Source organism: Marinobacter subterrani (assembly GCF_001045555.1).
Taxonomy (GTDB): domain Bacteria; phylum Pseudomonadota; class Gammaproteobacteria; order Pseudomonadales; family Oleiphilaceae; genus Marinobacter; species Marinobacter subterrani.
Genome location: NZ_LFBU01000001.1, coordinates 2646993 through 2662587, shown reverse-complemented (window position 1 = coordinate 2662587; position 15595 = coordinate 2646993). Strand labels below are relative to the sequence as shown.

At 58.1% G+C, this 15595-nt stretch carries 16 protein-coding genes; 8 read left to right on the top strand and 8 right to left on the bottom strand.

What is annotated here, in order from left to right; all coding sequences use genetic code 11:
- Positions 1–2 precede the first annotated feature (2 nt).
- From msub_RS12460 to msub_RS12435, 6 genes are all read right to left on the bottom strand, one after another.
- Complete coding sequence (locus tag msub_RS12460) at positions 3–1064, bottom strand: succinylglutamate desuccinylase (RefSeq protein ID WP_048496315.1); 1062 nt, start codon at positions 1062–1064, stop codon at positions 3–5.
- 149 nt (positions 1065–1213) lie between these two features.
- Entirely contained in the window at positions 1214–1936 is a 723-nt protein-coding gene (locus tag msub_RS12455; protein WP_048497102.1) for an ABC transporter permease, read from the bottom strand.
- A 15-nt stretch (positions 1937–1951) separates the two neighbouring features.
- On the bottom strand, positions 1952–2656 hold the full coding sequence (locus tag msub_RS12450) for an ABC transporter permease (RefSeq protein ID WP_048496314.1): 705 nt from the start codon (positions 2654–2656) through the stop codon (positions 1952–1954).
- A 68-nt stretch (positions 2657–2724) separates the two neighbouring features.
- On the bottom strand, positions 2725–3477 hold the full coding sequence (locus msub_RS12445) for a transporter substrate-binding domain-containing protein (protein ID WP_048496313.1): 753 nt from the start codon (positions 3475–3477) through the stop codon (positions 2725–2727).
- A gap of 102 nt (positions 3478–3579) precedes the next feature.
- Positions 3580–4350, bottom strand: a complete 771-nt coding sequence (locus msub_RS12440) for an ABC transporter ATP-binding protein (protein ID WP_048496312.1) — start codon at positions 4348–4350, stop codon at positions 3580–3582.
- Positions 4351–4505: 155 nt separating this feature from the next.
- Positions 4506–5264, bottom strand: coding sequence for an FCD domain-containing protein (locus msub_RS12435; RefSeq protein ID WP_048496311.1), 759 nt, complete (start codon positions 5262–5264; stop codon positions 4506–4508).
- A gap of 373 nt (positions 5265–5637) precedes the next feature.
- Here msub_RS12435 and dctP point away from each other — a divergent pair, with 373 nt between their 5' ends.
- From dctP to msub_RS12395, 8 genes are all read left to right on the top strand, one after another.
- A complete protein-coding gene (dctP, locus tag msub_RS12430) occupies positions 5638–6654 on the top strand; it encodes a TRAP transporter substrate-binding protein DctP (protein WP_197083886.1) in 1017 nt (338 codons plus the stop codon).
- 100 nt (positions 6655–6754) lie between these two features.
- Positions 6755–7468 carry a TRAP transporter small permease subunit gene (locus msub_RS12425; protein WP_048496309.1) on the top strand — a complete coding sequence of 238 codons (714 nt, stop codon included), beginning with the start codon at positions 6755–6757 and terminating at the stop codon, positions 7466–7468.
- Entirely contained in the window at positions 7465–9003 is a 1539-nt protein-coding gene (locus tag msub_RS12420; protein WP_048496308.1) for a TRAP transporter large permease, read from the top strand. The genes msub_RS12425 and msub_RS12420 overlap by 4 nt, the downstream gene beginning before the upstream one ends.
- Before the next feature lie 19 nt (positions 9004–9022).
- Positions 9023–9445, top strand: a complete 423-nt coding sequence (locus msub_RS12415; protein WP_048496307.1) for a GlcG/HbpS family heme-binding protein — start codon at positions 9023–9025, stop codon at positions 9443–9445.
- A gap of 56 nt (positions 9446–9501) precedes the next feature.
- A complete protein-coding gene (locus tag msub_RS12410; RefSeq protein ID WP_048496306.1) occupies positions 9502–10974 on the top strand; it encodes an FAD-linked oxidase C-terminal domain-containing protein in 1473 nt (490 codons plus the stop codon).
- Positions 10967–12034 (top strand): glycolate oxidase subunit GlcE, encoded by a 1068-nt coding sequence (gene glcE / locus msub_RS12405; RefSeq protein ID WP_048496305.1) that lies wholly within the window; start codon positions 10967–10969, stop codon positions 12032–12034. Before msub_RS12410 ends, glcE begins: the two co-directional genes overlap by 8 nt.
- Before the next feature lie 2 nt (positions 12035–12036).
- A complete protein-coding gene (gene glcF / locus msub_RS12400) occupies positions 12037–13248 on the top strand; it encodes a glycolate oxidase subunit GlcF (protein ID WP_048496304.1) in 1212 nt (403 codons plus the stop codon).
- Positions 13249–13386: 138 nt separating this feature from the next.
- A complete protein-coding gene (locus tag msub_RS12395) occupies positions 13387–13815 on the top strand; it encodes a DUF4124 domain-containing protein (RefSeq protein ID WP_227506719.1) in 429 nt (142 codons plus the stop codon).
- Positions 13816–13822: 7 nt separating this feature from the next.
- On the opposite strand, the gene rhtB is transcribed toward msub_RS12395, so the two are convergent.
- Together rhtB and msub_RS12385 are read right to left on the bottom strand one after the other, a co-directional pair.
- On the bottom strand, positions 13823–14443 hold the full coding sequence (rhtB, locus tag msub_RS12390; protein WP_048496302.1) for a homoserine/homoserine lactone efflux protein: 621 nt from the start codon (positions 14441–14443) through the stop codon (positions 13823–13825).
- 3 nt (positions 14444–14446) lie between these two features.
- A complete protein-coding gene (locus msub_RS12385) occupies positions 14447–15415 on the bottom strand; it encodes a calcium/sodium antiporter (RefSeq protein ID WP_048496301.1) in 969 nt (322 codons plus the stop codon).
- Positions 15416–15595 lie beyond the last annotated feature (180 nt).

Here is a 15595-nt window from a genome sequence, read left to right as displayed (position 1 = left end):
TTTCATCTGACCCCATTTTCATCTGACCCCAATTTCTTCGCACGGATCATCAGGCCAACCCGCTGGCCCACCGGAACATCCCGGTTGGGAAACACAATGGCTTCAGGCGCAGACCCTACCCGGTAGCAGGTGTCTTCGTCTTCCCAGATCACGGTGCCGGGCCGGTATTCGGTGAAGTTGGCCACATCGTCGGGGATGTGGAACCGGAAGTCCTTGCCGGTATTGAGAATCTCATGGACGACTTCGAATACCGTCAGCTGGTCGAACGGCGGCTTTCGCGCCGGTGCACGCCGGCCCCGGAAGCGACGTTGCAAGGCGTTCCGGATACCGGCAAAGCGCGTCAGATCGTTCTGCCCGAAGGGGCGCACCTTGCCCAGCTCCACGGTAAAGCTCTCCGCGTTCAGCGAAGACGAGGAAAACGAGGAAAAGGTCGTGCCGAATTTGTGCTGAAGCAGCAGGGTGTCTACCTCTGCCTCCAGCAGGAAATCACACTGCTCTGCGGGAACCTGCCGGCCGGCGACAAAGGGATAGAGCGCAAACCGCTCCCGATGGGAAGGCCGGATAGCCGTGTGCAGATCGTAATGGGATAAAGGCCCCGGGTTGGCGGCGGCAAACTGCCCGCAAACCTCTTCGAGGAATCGCGCCCGGGCTGCTTCCGCGAGCCCGTCATACTCGTCTCGCCCGTGGGCGCCACTGAACAGCCGGTTCAGGTTTACCTCGGTAAATCGCTCCCCGGCGACCATCGCCGGTGGGTTACCCAGAATCAGCAGCAACGGGCAGGCGGCTTGCCACTCTCCGGCGAGCAGTTCGGAGACCAGGCCATTCAGCACCTCAATCGGCGCGGTCTCATTGCCGTGCACGCCTGCAGAGACAATGATGGCGTCATTGTTCGGGTTATCACGGCCGGCGGGCGGAACGATGTCCAGAACCCCGACGGCTTTGCGGCATATGCCGGTTCCATCCGGAAGATGGGTTTGGGCTTCCGGAAGGTCCAAGCCGGCGTTGTCGAGGGTGTGAGACAGCCAGTCAAATGATGTTCCGAAAAGGTCGTATCGCACCTGCATAGAATCCCCGAGCAATGTCTGGGGGCGGGCAGGGTATTGCCTCCCGGGAGTGTCTGAAGCCATGGATGGCTTCAGTCAAGCGCACATGGACGTGCTTGTAGCGTCTCCCGGGAGGCAATACCCTGCCTGCCCGGGCACCGAAGTCCGAATCAGGAGGTAACCGGCCTCTGGTGCTTCAGCAAATGGTTTTCCAGTTTGCGGAACACAAACACCAGTATAAAGGTCAGCACCATGTAGCACAGCGCCACGAAGATGAAGGCGTCAAATGGCGCATAGAACCGCGAATAGATGTTCCTTGCCGCCCCGGTGAGGTCAACGATGGTAACCACACTGGCGATGGCACTGGAGTGCAGCATGAAAATCACTTCGTTGGAATACGCCTGAACCGCCCGCCGGGCGGCACTGGGCAGCACGATACGCCGCATCCGCATGAACCAGTTCATGCCATAGGCCTTGGCGGCCTCAATCTCTCCGTGGGGTGTCGAGACAATTGCCCCCCGGATGATCTCCGTGGTGTAGGCGGCGGTGTTCAGAACAAAGGCCAGCAGGGCCGGGTAGAAGGGTTCCCGGAAGATTTCCCACCAGAAGGTGTCCTGGATGCCAGGAATCTGGGCAATGCCGTAATAGATGATGTAGAGCTGAATCAGCAGCGGCGTGCCGCGGAACAGATAGGTATACAGCCACACGGGGCCGGAGATGAACGGGTTTTTCATCGTACGAAGAACGGCCAGTGGCACTGCACAGAACAGGCCGATAATCAGCGACAGGAACACCAGTTGAACCGTGTTCACCAGGCCCTTCCAGTATTCCATAAGGGTCATGGCGGTGAATATTTCGTTCTGGTTCAGCCACTGGATAATAAAGTCAGGGATAAATTCAGGCATTCCTTACCCCTCCTGGACCACGCCGACATTGGCGCGTTTGTCGAGCCACTTGATAAACAGCTCGGAAATGGCTGTCAGCGAAAGATAGACAAACGCCACCGGGATGAAAAAATGAAACGGCATGCGCTCGGCCTTGGCGGCCTCCTCGGCCACGCGCACCATGTCGGTCAGGCCGATAATGGAGACCAGGGCCGTGGTTTTGAGCAGCACCTGCCAGTTATTGCCGATGCCGGGAAGGGCATGGCGCATCATCTGTGGAACCATGATGCGGCGGAAAGTGTGCATCCGGGTAAAACCGTAGGCCCGGGCTGCTTCTATCTGGCCGGAATCCACCGCCAGGAAAGCCCCCCGGAAAGTTTCTGTCATGTAGGCGCCATAGATCAGCCCGATCGTGATGGTGCCTGAGAGAAAGGGATCAAACTGAAAGAAAAAGTCGATACCATACTGGGCCCAGAGGAAATCCGAAATCATGTTAACAACCATCTGGCCGCCGTAATAGAACAGCATCATCATCACCAGGTCGGGAACACCCCGGATCAGTGTGGTGTAGGTGGTGGCAATGCCAGTGGCCAGGCGGTTGCCGGAAAGTTTGGCAGACGCGCCTATCAGGCCAAGGGCCAATGCAAGAACCAGGGAGAGAAGCGCAAGTTCGAGGGTGACCACCGCCCCGTCCAGCAGTTCCGGTCCATAGCCTTTCAGATCAATCATGGGAGTGCCCGGTAATCGAAGGTCCGGTAATCAGGAGCGGCCCCGAAAGGCCGCCCCTGAGCAGGGAGTTACATCTTGATGTCGTAATTGAAGTACTTCTTCATGATCTCGTCGTAGGTGCCGTTTTCTTTCAGCGTCGCCAGGGCTGCGTTGACGTCCTTGGCCAGATCGGTATCACGCTTGCGCATGGCAACACCGACACCCTGGCCGAGCTTCACTTGCTCACCCACTTCCTGGAAACCCTCTTTGGTCAGGATGGTCTGCTCGCCGACCGGATAGTCCACGAAGACCACGTCCAGGCGCTCGCCCTCAAGGTCCAGTACCATGTCGTCCGCGGTGGTATAACGTTTGATGGTGACAATGCCGCCCATGTTTTCAGTAACGTAGGTGTCCATGGTGGTGCCACGCTGAACGCCTACCACTTTGCCTTTCATCGCGTCCATGTCGGTCACGTCGGTGCTGAAGCCGTCACGGGCGAACCAGCCACCCGGAGTGTTGTAGTACGGCTCGGAGAACAGAACACGCTCCGCGCGCTCGTCGGTAATGGACATGGAGGACATGATCAGATCAAACTTGCGCGCCAGCAGGCCCGGAATCATGCCGTCCCATGCCTGGATGACGAATTCGCAGTTTGCCTTCATTTCCTTACACATGGCTTCGGCCAGTTCGACTTCAAAACCGGTCAGTTCACCGTTATCGGCCTTGTATTCAAATGGCTCGTAGGGCACGTCGAACGCAATGCGCAGGTTGCGCTCCTGGGCGTGCGCGGCGCCGGCGATCAGGGCGAGGACGCAGCTTGCTGCAACAATCAGTTTCTTCATGTGTCACTTCTCCAGTTGTTTGCCTTGTGGGCTTTATTTTTCTGTGGATATTGGTTTATCCGACATTTTCCTGTCCACACCGGTTCAAGATAGCACCGAGTGTCAGAAGTTGGGAGCCAGGAACTGCTTCATGCGTTCCGAATCGGGGTGGTCAAACACCTTATCGGGCGTTCCCTGCTCCTCGATCACGCCCTGATGCAAGAACAGGACCTGACTGGACACATCCCGGGCAAACGCCATCTCGTGGGTCACCACTATCATGGTGCGGCCTTCTTCGGCCAGGCCCTGCATGACCTTCAAAACCTCGCCCACCAGCTCCGGGTCGAGGGCCGAGGTGGGTTCGTCGAACAGCATCACTTCCGGTTCCATGGCCAGGGCGCGGGCAATGGCGGCGCGCTGCTGCTGGCCGCCGGACATCTGCGCCGGGTAGTAGTCCTTTCGCTCGTAGATGCCGACCTTGTTCAGGTAGGCTTCGGCGCGTTCAATGGCTTCCTTTTTCGGCACCTTGAGGACATGGACCGGGGCCTCGATGATGTTCTCGAGCACGGTCATGTGGGACCAGAGGTTGAAGCTTTGAAACACCATGGACAGCTTGGCCCGGATCAGCTCAACCTGTTTGTTGTCTTCCGGGATGCGCTCGCCCTTGCGGTTGGTGGTGAACCGGATTGGGTCGCCGTGCACGATAATGTCGCCGGAGGTGGGCGTTTCCAGAAGGTTAATGCAACGCAGGAAGGTACTCTTGCCGGAGCCGGAGCTTCCGATCAGGGAAACCACGTCGCCTTTGCGGGTCTCCAGTGAAATACCCTTGAGAACCTCAAGTTGATCAAAGGTCTTGTGTACGTCCCTGCAGATCAAAGGCGCTTGGTCCGCCATGGGTGACTCCCGAAGCTGAAATTCAAAGGCGCATGTTTTACGGACTGTGTATTCGGAAATCAATACCCTGAGGAGGGTGTTTTACCGCAATTTACAGCCGTTCGCTGCACATCATTGTGGGCAAATGAGTGATCAAAGCAAGTTTTTTGGCATCTTCAGGCCATGGCCTGTGGATACTGGGATCCGGCCTCGGCCCCGAGGGGCAGGCGGATGAGGGTACTGCCTTCCTTTTCCATTTCCCGCATGGCTTCGCTGACAAACCGCACATGGGCCATGGCCGCTTTCTGGGCGCTGGCGGCCTTGCCAGAAATCACCGCTTCATATAACTGCCGGTGCTGGCGGACAATTTTCTTACGCATCTCCTCCCGCGGGTTCAGGTTGGCAACCGACGCCTGGACGGTCAACAGCATCATCTTTTTCAGGCTGTTGAGTACGTGTACCAGAATCGGGTTGTGAGAAGCTTCCACGATCGCCAGGTGAAACCCGTGATCTGGCCGGGCGTTGCTCAGGGGATCGGTCTCTTCCAGAGCCCGGAATGCCTTGGTGATCCGGTGCCGGTCGAGCCGGGTGGCCCGCTGCGCAGCCAGGCAGGCGGCCTGGCCCTCGAGCTGCTCCCGTACCTCGAGAAGATCGAACAGGGTCCGGGGGTGGCCCTCGAACAGGTGCATGAGTGGGCCCTGTTCTGCAATGTCGTTGGAGCCGGGCACCATGCTGGACACGAACGATCCTTTGCCATGACGGGTCTCGATGACCCCCCGACCTTGAAGTTCATGCAGGGCTTCGCGAATGACCGCCCGGGAAACGCCCAGCCGCGCTGCCAGTTGCCGTTCGGAGGGTATCTTTTGCTCCGGAGCGAGCCCGCCATCAAGGATTAGCCGTTCCAGCCGGTATGAGATTTCCTGGGAGATTGCCATTTGGGTGCCTGTGTATGCTCTGTGGTCTGACCAGTCAGTGGTTCTGATTGTTGTTGGATAATCTGCCAACCGTTACGCGTCCGAGCCCGTTAAATATGGCCGATTCCGAGTATTTCGTCCATTTTTGATACTTCAAAAACTGGTCAGACCAGTGGTCTTGAAACTGGACTAAATCCCGTTTGCCTACGAATATCAGTGTAATGCCGGCGAGCGCCGGTGTTGCTATGACGCTCATAACAACAATGCCAACGGAGACGTTTCGATGAATTCGAAGAATAACATCCGGAATTTATGTGACACAGGCGAGACTCCACCTCGCAGAAGTTTCCTCAAGACAGCGGCGGTAGGCGCAGCCTTCGCCGGCGCGATGCTGATGGGTGCAGGCCAGGCCCAGGCGGCAACCACCTGGAAGATCCAGTCGGTATGGGATGCGGGCACAGTAGGCTACGACCTGTTCGAAGAATGGGCCAACAGCATGAAGGAAAAATCCGGCGGCGAGCTGATCATCAAGCCGTTCCCGGCCAAGTCGGTTGCAGCCGACAATAACGCACTGTTCGAGGCGGTCCGTAACGGCGTTCTGCAGGGCATGAACCCGTTTACCCTTTACTGGTCCGGCAAGATTCCCGCGACAGTCTTCCTGTCATCCTACCCGGCCGGTCCCGACCAGCCTCACCAGTGGGATACCATGTTCTATTCCATGGGCATGCTGGAGGTGGCGCGGGACATCTACAAGAAATACGGTCTGTTCTACGTTGGACCGATCCAGCACGATGCCAACATTATCCACTCCAAAAAGCCGATCAACAGCCTTGAAGACCTTAAAGGCCTGAAAATGCGTGTGCCAGGCGGCATGGTGGCGGAAGTGTTCCAGCAGTTCGGTGTGTCCACCGTGAGCCTGCCGGGCTCGGACATTTTCCCGGCGCTGGAGAAAGGCACCATTGATGCGGCTGACTACGTTGGCCCGGCGGTGAACTACGAACTGGGCTTCTCCCAGGTGACTGACTACATCATGTTCGGACCTCCAGGGGTTATGTCTATCTACCAACCAGTGGATCTGATGGACCTGACCGTGAACCTGCGGGCCTGGAATGCGCTGGACCCGAAACTCCAGAAGCTTGTTGAGGAAGAAGTACGTAACTATTCCCAGCGCCATTACCTCACCATCCAGAAGCGCAACATTGAAGCGATGGAGAAGTTCAAGGCTGACGGCGATGTGGTCACCCGCCTGAGCCAGTCGGATCTGGTGGAATTCCGGAAAGCGGCCATTCCCATCTGGTTCAACTGGGCCAACAAGGACCCAGACGCCAAGAGGGTTCTGGATCTGCAACTGGAATACATGATGAACGAAACCGTCGGTTACATCGACGAGGAAGACATCAAGGGCCTGTAAGCCTTCATATCAACAATAAACAATAAGCGGGGAAGGGCAGGGAGCGCTACGCAGTAAGCGCTTTCTCCCTTCCCCGCGCCGCGATTCAGGTGGTAACAACATGTCTGATTTGAGTGAATTCGGCTTCGTGATGCCCCACTGGTTCTATTGGGGCTGGCTGGCCATCATGCCGCTGTTGATGATGGCTTGGGACCGGTGGGCGACCGGCCGCGGCGTGCAGGCAGCTGACAAGAACGCTGAGGCCAATGCGAAGCTCAAGCAAATAGAGGATGAGCTGCAGCAGAAAATTGATTACAGCCATGAGGTGAACTGGTTCACCATGGCTGTGGACTGGATCAGCGAGAAATCCGGCATTTTCATTTCCTTCTGGACGGTAAACGCCGTGGTGTTCTACTTCTTCGAAGTGATCATGCGTTACCTTTTCAACCAGCCCACGATCTGGGTGCATGAGGCCAGCTTCCTGCTGTTCGGTATGCAATACCTGTTGGCGGGGGCGTTTGCCCTGCTGCATGGCGCGCACGTTCGTGTGGATGTGGTGTACAACTTCCTGCCGGTGCGAGGCCGGATTGGCATGGATATCTTCACCTCCATGTTCTTCTTCATGTTTGCCTTCGCACTGGTGATCACGTCCTGGACGTTTTTCCAGAACTCCTACTCGATGGATGAACGAACCGTTGAAACCTGGGGCATCCAGTACTGGCCGGTGAAAGGCATGATGCTGCTGGGTTCGGTTCTGATTCTGTTGGCAGGGATGTCCAAATTGATTAAAGACATCGCGCTGTTTATCCATCTTGGCCGGGAGCAGAAAGCATGAGTTCAGGCACTGTGAATACCCAAAATACCGGTAATATCACCGGCAAGCTGGGCACCTGGTTGATGATCATCGCCACGGCCGTTCTGGCGTTTATCATGTTGGTGGAGATCATCAACATTCTGTTCTACGACCCGTTCAGCGACGAGCATTTCCTGTTCAAGCTTGCCGGGAGTCTGGCGGGCATCAAGATCAGTACGCTGACCTACCTGATGTTCGGCTCGCTGCTGGTGGCTCTGATGATGGGCCTGCCGCTGGCCTTCGTGACCGGTGGTCTCGGGGTGGCCTTCGTCTATCTCGTGGGCGATTCGCTCATGCTGAATATCATTCCCAGCCGTATTTTCCCGATGATGACCAACTCGGATCTGGCGGCGATACCCCTGTTCATCTTCATGGCATCCATGCTTGAGCGGGCCGGGCTGATCGAAGAGATGTTCAACGTGGTCTACAAGTGGATGGGTGGCCTCGGTGGTGGTCTGGCCATTGCCACCATCATTGCCTCGACTATCCTTGCAGCCATGGTGGGTGTTATCGGTGCGGCCGTGGTCACCATGGGCATCATCGCACTGCCCGCGATGCTCAAGCGGGGTTACGACCACAAGATCGCCCTCGGGTCGATCATGGCCGGCGGTACCCTGGGCATCCTGATCCCGCCCTCGATCCTGGCCATCCTTTATGCCGTGGTTGCCCAGCAGTCGGTCGGTGAACTCTATCTGGGATCGGTAATTCCCGGCATCCTGCTCTCCAGTCTTTACGTGCTCTATGTGGGCTTTCGTTCCTGGCTGAACCCCAAGCTGGGACCACCGGTACCGGAGGAGGAGCGCATCGGCTTCAAAGACAAGATGTTGCTTCTGAAGGACCTGATTGCGCCGCTGATTCTGGTGTTCCTGGTGCTCGGCCTGCTGTTCGGTGGCGTCGCTACGCCGGTGGAAGCGGCCGGTATCGGCTCCTTCGGCGCCATTCTGGTGGCCATGAAGCACAAGGTGTTCTCCATCGCAACCCTGCGTGACGCTTCAGTGACCACCGCCAAGGCCTCCGCCATGGTTCTGTGGATCATGTTCGGGGCCTCGGTGTTCGTAGGTTTCTACATCCTGCAGGGTGGCCAGGACTTCATCACGGAATCCATCCTGGGTATTGGCCTCTCAGCCTACAGCGTGCTGTTCCTGTTGATGGTGCTGCTGGTGGTGCTGGGTATGTTCCTTGACTGGGTGGGTATCCTGCTGCTGGCGGTGCCCATTTTCATTCCCATCGTCGAGAGCCTGTCTTTCCCGGGCTTGCTAGGCTTCCCGGCGGTTCCGGGTGAGGATGTGGTGCTCTGGTTCGGTGTGCTCTACCTGGTGAACATGCAGATGTCGTTCCTGAGCCCGCCTTTTGGTTATGCCCTGTTCTACATTCGCGGTGTTTGCCCGCCGGAGATCAGCATGGGAACGATTTTCAAGTCTTCCCTGGTGTTCCTGGCTATCCAGGCATTCGGGCTGTTCATCTGCATACTGATACCGAGTGTTGTAACCTGGCTGCCCAATCTCGTTTACGGCTAAAACAGAGGAGTAAATTGTTATGTTGACAATCAACCGGCTGGATCTGGCTGAGGCAAGGATTCTCATCGAAGGCGCCGCCGAGAAGGCGCGTGAGATCGGCGTGCCCATGTGCATTGCCATCGTTGATGAATCCGGCAACCTGGTCGCTTTCGAGCGTATGGATGGCGGCAAGATAACCAGCGTAACCATCGCCCAGGACAAGGCTTTTACGGCCGCCGCGGCCAAGAAGGCGACCCACGACTACAACAAGGTGAATGTGCCCGGAAGCCTGGCCTTCGGTATTCACACCGAAGTGGGCGGGCGCATCAGTTCCGTGGGTGGTGGCCTGCCGGTGATTGTTGACGGTGAAGTGGTGGGCGGTATCGGAATCAGTTCCGGTACCCCCCAGCAGGATATGGACTGTGCCCAGGCTGGCATCGACCATTTTGAAAAGAAACGTTGAAACAAAACGCGGTTGATGACTGTCACACCTGACGTAATTCAAACCCAGAGAATGCTATGACTACCAAGCCGAAAGTCAGCAAAGTCGAGCTGGCGGAACAGTTCCGGGCGTTCATTGACCCGGACTACGTCATCACCGATGACGAGACCATGAAGCCCTACGAATGCGACGGCATGTCCATGTATTGCGAGATGCCGTTGCTGGTGGTTCTGCCAGAGACCGTCGAGCAGGTGCAGCGGGTCATGCGCATCTGCAACGAGAATGCAGTACCTGTAGTGGCCCGTGGTGCCGGAACCGGACTCAGTGCCGGTGCCATGCCCAATAAAGAGGGCGTTGTTCTGTCGCTGGCCAAGTTCAATCGCATCATCAAGATTGATCCGTTGGCACGAACGGCGCGGCTTCAGCCCGGGGTGCGCAACCTCGCTATCAGCGAAGAGGCGGCCCAGTACGGCCTGTACTACGGCCCGGACCCCTCCTCCCAGATTGCCTGCACCATCGGTGGCAATGTGGCGGAGAATTCCGGTGGCGTGCACTGCCTCAAGTACGGTCTGACCGTTCACAACATCCTCAGCGTTGAAATGGTCACTGCTGAGGGTGATGTGGTTAATGTGGGCAGCGACGGGCTGGACAGCTGCGGCATGGATCTGCTGGCGCTGCTGACAGGCTCGGAGGGCCTGCTCGGTGTGGTAACCGAAGTGAAGGTAAAGCTTCTGCCCAAGCCGGAAGTGGCCCGGGTGGTCATGGCGGGTTTTGATGATGTCCAGAAAGGCGGGGACGCCGTGGGTGGCATCATTGCCCACGGCATCATCCCCGGTGGTCTGGAAATGATGGACGGCCACGCGATTGTCGCGGCGGATGACTTCGCCCAGGCCGGCTATCCGCGGGATGCCAAGGCGCTGCTCCTGTGCGAAGTGGATGGTACCGAGGAAGAGGTGCATGAGCACATTGCCCAGGCCGAGGAAGTGTTCCGCAAGCTCGGAGCAACGTCGGTGCGTACGTCCCAGAGCGAGGAAGAGCGAGCGCTTTTGTGGAAAGGGCGCAAGTCTGCGTTTCCGGCGGTGGGCCGGATCTCGCCGGACTATTACTGCATGGACGGCACTATTCCCCGTCGTGAGATCGCCCACGTTCTCACGGAAATGGAGAAGATGTCCGAGGAATTTGGCCTGCGTGTGGCCAACGTGTTCCACGCCGGCGACGGTAACCTGCACCCGCTGATCCTGTTTGATGCCAACGTGCCCGGCGAATTCGAGCGCACCGAGGCCTTCGGGTCACGCATCCTGGAAATGTGTGTGGAAGTGGGGGGCTGCATTACCGGTGAGCATGGCGTTGGCGTGGAGAAAATCCGCCAGATGGCCGTGCAGTTCAACGACGAGGAGCTGCAGCAGTTTCACGACGTGAAAGCGGCCTTCGACCCCGCCGGCATTCTCAACCCGGGCAAGGGCGTGCCTGCGCTGAAGTTCTGCCAGGAATACCGCTCCCTTGAACACAAATTACACACGCATGACCATACGGAAGCCGCCCATGGCTGATAGTTACCAACAACTGAAAGAGCAGGTGCTCCAGGCCCGGGACAGCGGGCACAAACTCAACATTGTCGGCGGTGACAGCAAGGCCTTCATGGGCCGTGATGCCGCGCCGGATGCCGCAACCCTCAACGTGGGCGAGCATACTGGTATCGTGGAGTATCACCCGGTGGAGCTGGTGCTGACCGTGCGGGCCGGAACTTCGCTGAGCGAAATCGAGGCCACTCTCGCCGAACAGGGCCAGTGCCTGCATTTCGAGCCGCCGCATTTTGGCGCAGCTTCGACCATCGGCGGCACCCTGGCCTGTAACCTTTCTGGGCCGGGACGCCCATGGGCTGGCTCGGTGAGGGACCAGGTGCTGGGTATACGGCTGCTCAATGGCAAGGGCGAACACCTTCGCTTTGGCGGCCAGGTGATGAAAAACGTGGCAGGCTATGATGTATCACGCCTTCATGCTGGCGCCTTGGGCACCCTGGGTCTCATCACTGAAATCAGCATGAAAGTGATGCCAAAACCAGCTGCCTCGCTGACCCTGGTGCAGGACATGGGCATGGACGAGGTGATTCATTACATGAACAGCCGCGCCGCCGAGCCCAAACCCATTACCGCCGCCTGCTGGGTGGATGGCAAGGTGTACCTGCGCCTATCCGGAGCAAAATCCGCGGTCGAAGCGACCGCCGGAAAGTGGTCCGGTGAGGTGATGGAGCAGGGCGACCAGTTCTGGCAACAGGTGCAGGACATGCAGCATGAATTTTTTGCCGGTAATGACGTGCCCCTGTGGCGCTTCTCTGTGGGGTCAACGGCGGCTACGCCGAAGCTGGAAGGCAACTGGTTCATCGACTGGGCAGGTTCCCAGCGCTGGTTCCGGGGTGCCGGTGAGCTGAAGGATCTTGAACCCGCCGCCCGCGCTGCCGGGGGCCAGGTCAGCCTGTTCCGGGGAGGTGATCGCAGCGGCGAGGTGATGCACCACCAGCCGGACGCTCTGAAGGCTATTCAGCGTCGACTCAAAAATGCCTTCGATCCGGATAACATCTTCAATCCCGGTCGTTTATACAGCTGGTTGTAATTATGCAAACGAATCTGGTTCAACAATTTGCCAACACCAAGGAAGGCCAGGAAGCCGAGTCCATCCTGCGGGCCTGTGTGCATTGTGGTTTCTGTACTGCAACCTGCCCGACCTATCAGGAACTGAACGACGAGCGTGATGGCCCCCGGGGCCGGATCTACCTGATGAAAATGTTCCTGGAAGGAGCAGAAGTGACCGAGAAAACCCGGGAGCATCTGGATCGCTGCCTGACTTGTCGCAGCTGCGAGACCACCTGTCCTTCCGGGGTCCAGTATGGCCGGCTGGTGGACATCAGTCGCGGCCTGATCGATCAGGAGCTGCCCCGCAAACCGAAAGACAAATGGCTGCGCTGGGCCCTGGCCCGGGTGATTCCGAACAGCCAGTTGTTCGGCTTACTGCTCCGAATGGGGCAGATATTCCGCCCGGTGCTGCCGGAAAAACTGCGCACCAAGGTGCCGCCCAGAAAACAGGCGAGCCCTTGGCCGGCCGCCAGCCACAGCCGGATCGTACTGGCACTGGCCGGTTGCGTGCAGCCTTCCGCCACACCCAATACCAACGCAGCCGCCGCACGGGTACTGGACCGGCTCGGCATCACCATGGTCGAAGCACCTGAAGCCGGCTGTTGCGGCGCGGTCAATTACCATCTTTCCGAGCACGAGAAGGGCCTGGAAAGAATGCGTCAGAATATTGATGCCTGGTGGCCCGCCATTGATGCCGGTGCCGAAGCGATTATCATGACCGCGTCCGGCTGCGGTGCCATGGTTCAGGACTACGGTCACCTGCTGAAGGACGATCCGGTCTATGCTGCCAAGGCGCAGAAGGTCAGTGAGCTTTGTATCGACCTGGGTGCCTTCCTGCTGAAACAGGACCTGGAAAAGCTCAAGTTGCAAGGCAACCCGGGCAAGGTGGCCTTCCACTGCCCCTGCACCCTGCAACACGCCATGAAGCAGAGCGGCGTGGTCGAGCAGGTGCTGACCAGGGCCGGGATCAACCTGGCAGCCACCAGGGACAAGCACCTGTGCTGCGGCTCTGCGGGAACCTACTCGGTCACCCAGCCGGAGATGAGCCAGAAGCTGCTTGGCAACAAGCTCAAGGCCCTGACCATCGATAACCCCGATCGCATCGTAACCGCCAACATCGGTTGCCAGATGCACCTCGAAACCAAATCCCCGGTGCCGGTACAGCACTGGATCGAGCTCCTGGACCGGACCTGAGAAACGGGTCTGAAAACGGGGTCAGATGAACTTTTCATCTGACCCCGTTTTCATCTGACCCCAACTTCATGATTCTTTTTGTTAGACTGCCCCGGCAATTTACCGACCCACAGGGAGTGGAATCGTATGCCAAGGATCATGGCGAGCCTCATTTTATTCTTTTCGATTGCCGCAGCGGCCCACGCTGAGGTCTACACCTGGATAGACAGCCGGGGCATAGCGCACTTTTCCGATTATCCACCCGGGGAAATTCCCCACAGCCAGGTTCAGTTGCAGGAACCTGTCACCGTGCCGATGGCGGAAAACCTCAGGCAGGGCAGGCGCATTTCTGGCATTCGAGAGGAAGTGAATGAGCTGCTGTCGTCCTCCGAGAGGCCGGAGCCGGGAAAAAGCAGGCAAGACCGGGCTGACGCCAAGCTGAAGAAAACCTGCGCAGGATACCGGCGCAAGCTGGATCATATTCAGTCCCGATTGCGCGCCGGCTACAGCAACGACAGGGGCAATATGCTCAGGCGACAGCGCCGGACACTAAGCCAGAAACTGAGCCGGGAATGCATCCTGGGTTAACGAGACCTTAGCTGCGCTTGAAGCTGGCCAGTGCCACGGCGGCGGTGACGAACAGGCCGCCAAACACCCGGTTCATCTGCTGCTGGTGCCGGGCCGTAGTCATGAACCGGAACAGCTGGCTGGCGAGCAGGGCATAGCCAAGCATGACCAGGCAATCCACCAGAATCAGTGTGGTCCCCATCGTGATCAATTGAGGGCCATGGGGCGCATCAGCCACCAGGAACTGGGGGAAAAGGGCGACCAGAAAAACCGTGGCCTTGGGGTTGGTCAGGTTCACGAACACCGCGTTCCAGAACCGCTTTTGTCCACTAACCGGCTGGCGGTCATCCTCCATCGATTCCATCACCGGCTCGCGCCATTTGGAGATGCCCAGCCAGATCAGGTAGGCAACACCCAGCCACTTGATGACCGACAGGGCGAGGTTCGAGGAGGCAACGATGGCGCCCAGCCCGGCACCCACCAGGAGAATCTGGATTCCGAAACCAAGCTGCAACCCCATGATCGCCGGTAACGAACGGCGAACACCGTAACGCATGCCATTACTCATGGTATTGATCGCCCCTGCACCGGGGGAAACGCTGATCAGTACAGCTGCGACAAGGAAAGTGAGCCAGGCTGCCAGTGACATAACTTACGCCCCAGAAAATCCCAAGAGATACACCGTATAAGCCGCGAAGGCAAGCAGCAGGACGGAACCCTCAAACCGGTTGATACGCCCCGGCCCACGGAACCCGTAACACATTGCGAACAGAACCAGGGTGAGCGTTGCCATGATCGGGAAGTCCCGGGCGAGTACCTCCGGCGCGACCGGCATCGGTGCTATCAAACCGGCAATACTTACCACCGCCAGGGTGTTGAACAGATTGGAGCCCAGAATATTGCCAAGGGCCAGATCATGCTCGCCCTTGCGGGCCGCGATCACCGATGACGCCAGCTCGGGAAGGGATGTGCCAACCGCTACGATGGTCAGCCCGATGACCAGATCACTGATGCCGAATGCGGTTGCCAGGTCTACCGCCCCCCAAACCAGAATGCGGGAACTGGCGATCAGCAGAAGCAGACCAACCACCAGCCACAGTATTGCCTTGCGCAGTGGCATGGCGTGGGCGTTAAGCTCATCGGTCATCTCACTGGCCATGGTGTCTCCGGGCTGCCTGATACCCTGGTAGATGCTCCAGCCAAGCAGCGCCATGAAAACCACGATCAGGCCAATGGCATCCAGGCGGGACAGCTCGCCGTCCCAGAGCTGCCAGCCGGCAAATACGGTCACCAGAATCAGAATGGGCAGTTCCTTGCGCATCACCTGGGAATGCACCGCGATCGGCGCCAACAACGCGGTAATGCCGAGAATCAGCGCAATATTGGTGATGTTCGAACCATAGGCATTGCCCAGCGCCAGCCCTGGATTGCCCTGGGATGCGGCCAGGGCGGACACTGCCATCTCTGGCGCCGAGGTGCCAAAGCCGACTACGATCATACCGATCAGCAGGGGCGGCATGCCGAAATGATTGGCGGTGGTTGCAGAGCCTTCCACGAACCTGTCGGCACTCCATACCAGCAGCACCAGACCCGCAATAATTGCCCCGATGGCCATTAACATCTCAGTAACTCCTCATGATTAACCGCCGTTCCGGCGACACAAGAATCAATGGTGCCACAGGTTCCGGCAATAGGTATAAATGCGCTGGCTGAGTGAGCGGTATTGCGGATAATGCCGGCGGAAAAATAGTTCTATAACCTGATAGAATCCGGGTTCAGTTGTTAAAACCTGCCACAAGGA

Excerpts from the sequence above, each read along its gene's own strand:
- msub_RS12460 (WP_048496315.1), bottom strand. The coding sequence starts at position 1,064 with ATGCAGGTGCGATACGACCTTTTCGGAACATCATTTGACTGGCTGTCT.
- msub_RS12450 (WP_048496314.1), bottom strand. The coding sequence starts at position 2,656 with ATGATTGATCTGAAAGGCTATGGACCGGAACTGCTGGACGGGGCGGTG.
- msub_RS12445 (WP_048496313.1), bottom strand. The coding sequence starts at position 3,477 with ATGAAGAAACTGATTGTTGCAGCAAGCTGCGTCCTCGCCCTGATCGCC.
- msub_RS12440 (WP_048496312.1), bottom strand. The coding sequence starts at position 4,350 with ATGGCGGACCAAGCGCCTTTGATCTGCAGGGACGTACACAAGACCTTT.
- msub_RS12435 (WP_048496311.1), bottom strand. The coding sequence starts at position 5,264 with ATGGCAATCTCCCAGGAAATCTCATACCGGCTGGAACGGCTAATCCTT.
- dctP (WP_197083886.1), top strand. The coding sequence starts at position 5,638 with ATGGGTGCAGGCCAGGCCCAGGCGGCAACCACCTGGAAGATCCAGTCG.
- msub_RS12425 (WP_048496309.1), top strand. The coding sequence starts at position 6,755 with ATGTCTGATTTGAGTGAATTCGGCTTCGTGATGCCCCACTGGTTCTAT.
- msub_RS12420 (WP_048496308.1), top strand. The coding sequence starts at position 7,465 with ATGAGTTCAGGCACTGTGAATACCCAAAATACCGGTAATATCACCGGC.
- msub_RS12415 (WP_048496307.1), top strand. The coding sequence starts at position 9,023 with ATGTTGACAATCAACCGGCTGGATCTGGCTGAGGCAAGGATTCTCATC.
- msub_RS12410 (WP_048496306.1), top strand. The coding sequence starts at position 9,502 with ATGACTACCAAGCCGAAAGTCAGCAAAGTCGAGCTGGCGGAACAGTTC.
- glcE (WP_048496305.1), top strand. The coding sequence starts at position 10,967 with ATGGCTGATAGTTACCAACAACTGAAAGAGCAGGTGCTCCAGGCCCGG.
- glcF (WP_048496304.1), top strand. The coding sequence starts at position 12,037 with ATGCAAACGAATCTGGTTCAACAATTTGCCAACACCAAGGAAGGCCAG.
- msub_RS12395 (WP_227506719.1), top strand. The coding sequence starts at position 13,387 with ATGGCGAGCCTCATTTTATTCTTTTCGATTGCCGCAGCGGCCCACGCT.
- rhtB (WP_048496302.1), bottom strand. The coding sequence starts at position 14,443 with ATGTCACTGGCAGCCTGGCTCACTTTCCTTGTCGCAGCTGTACTGATC.
- msub_RS12385 (WP_048496301.1), bottom strand. The coding sequence starts at position 15,415 with ATGTTAATGGCCATCGGGGCAATTATTGCGGGTCTGGTGCTGCTGGTA.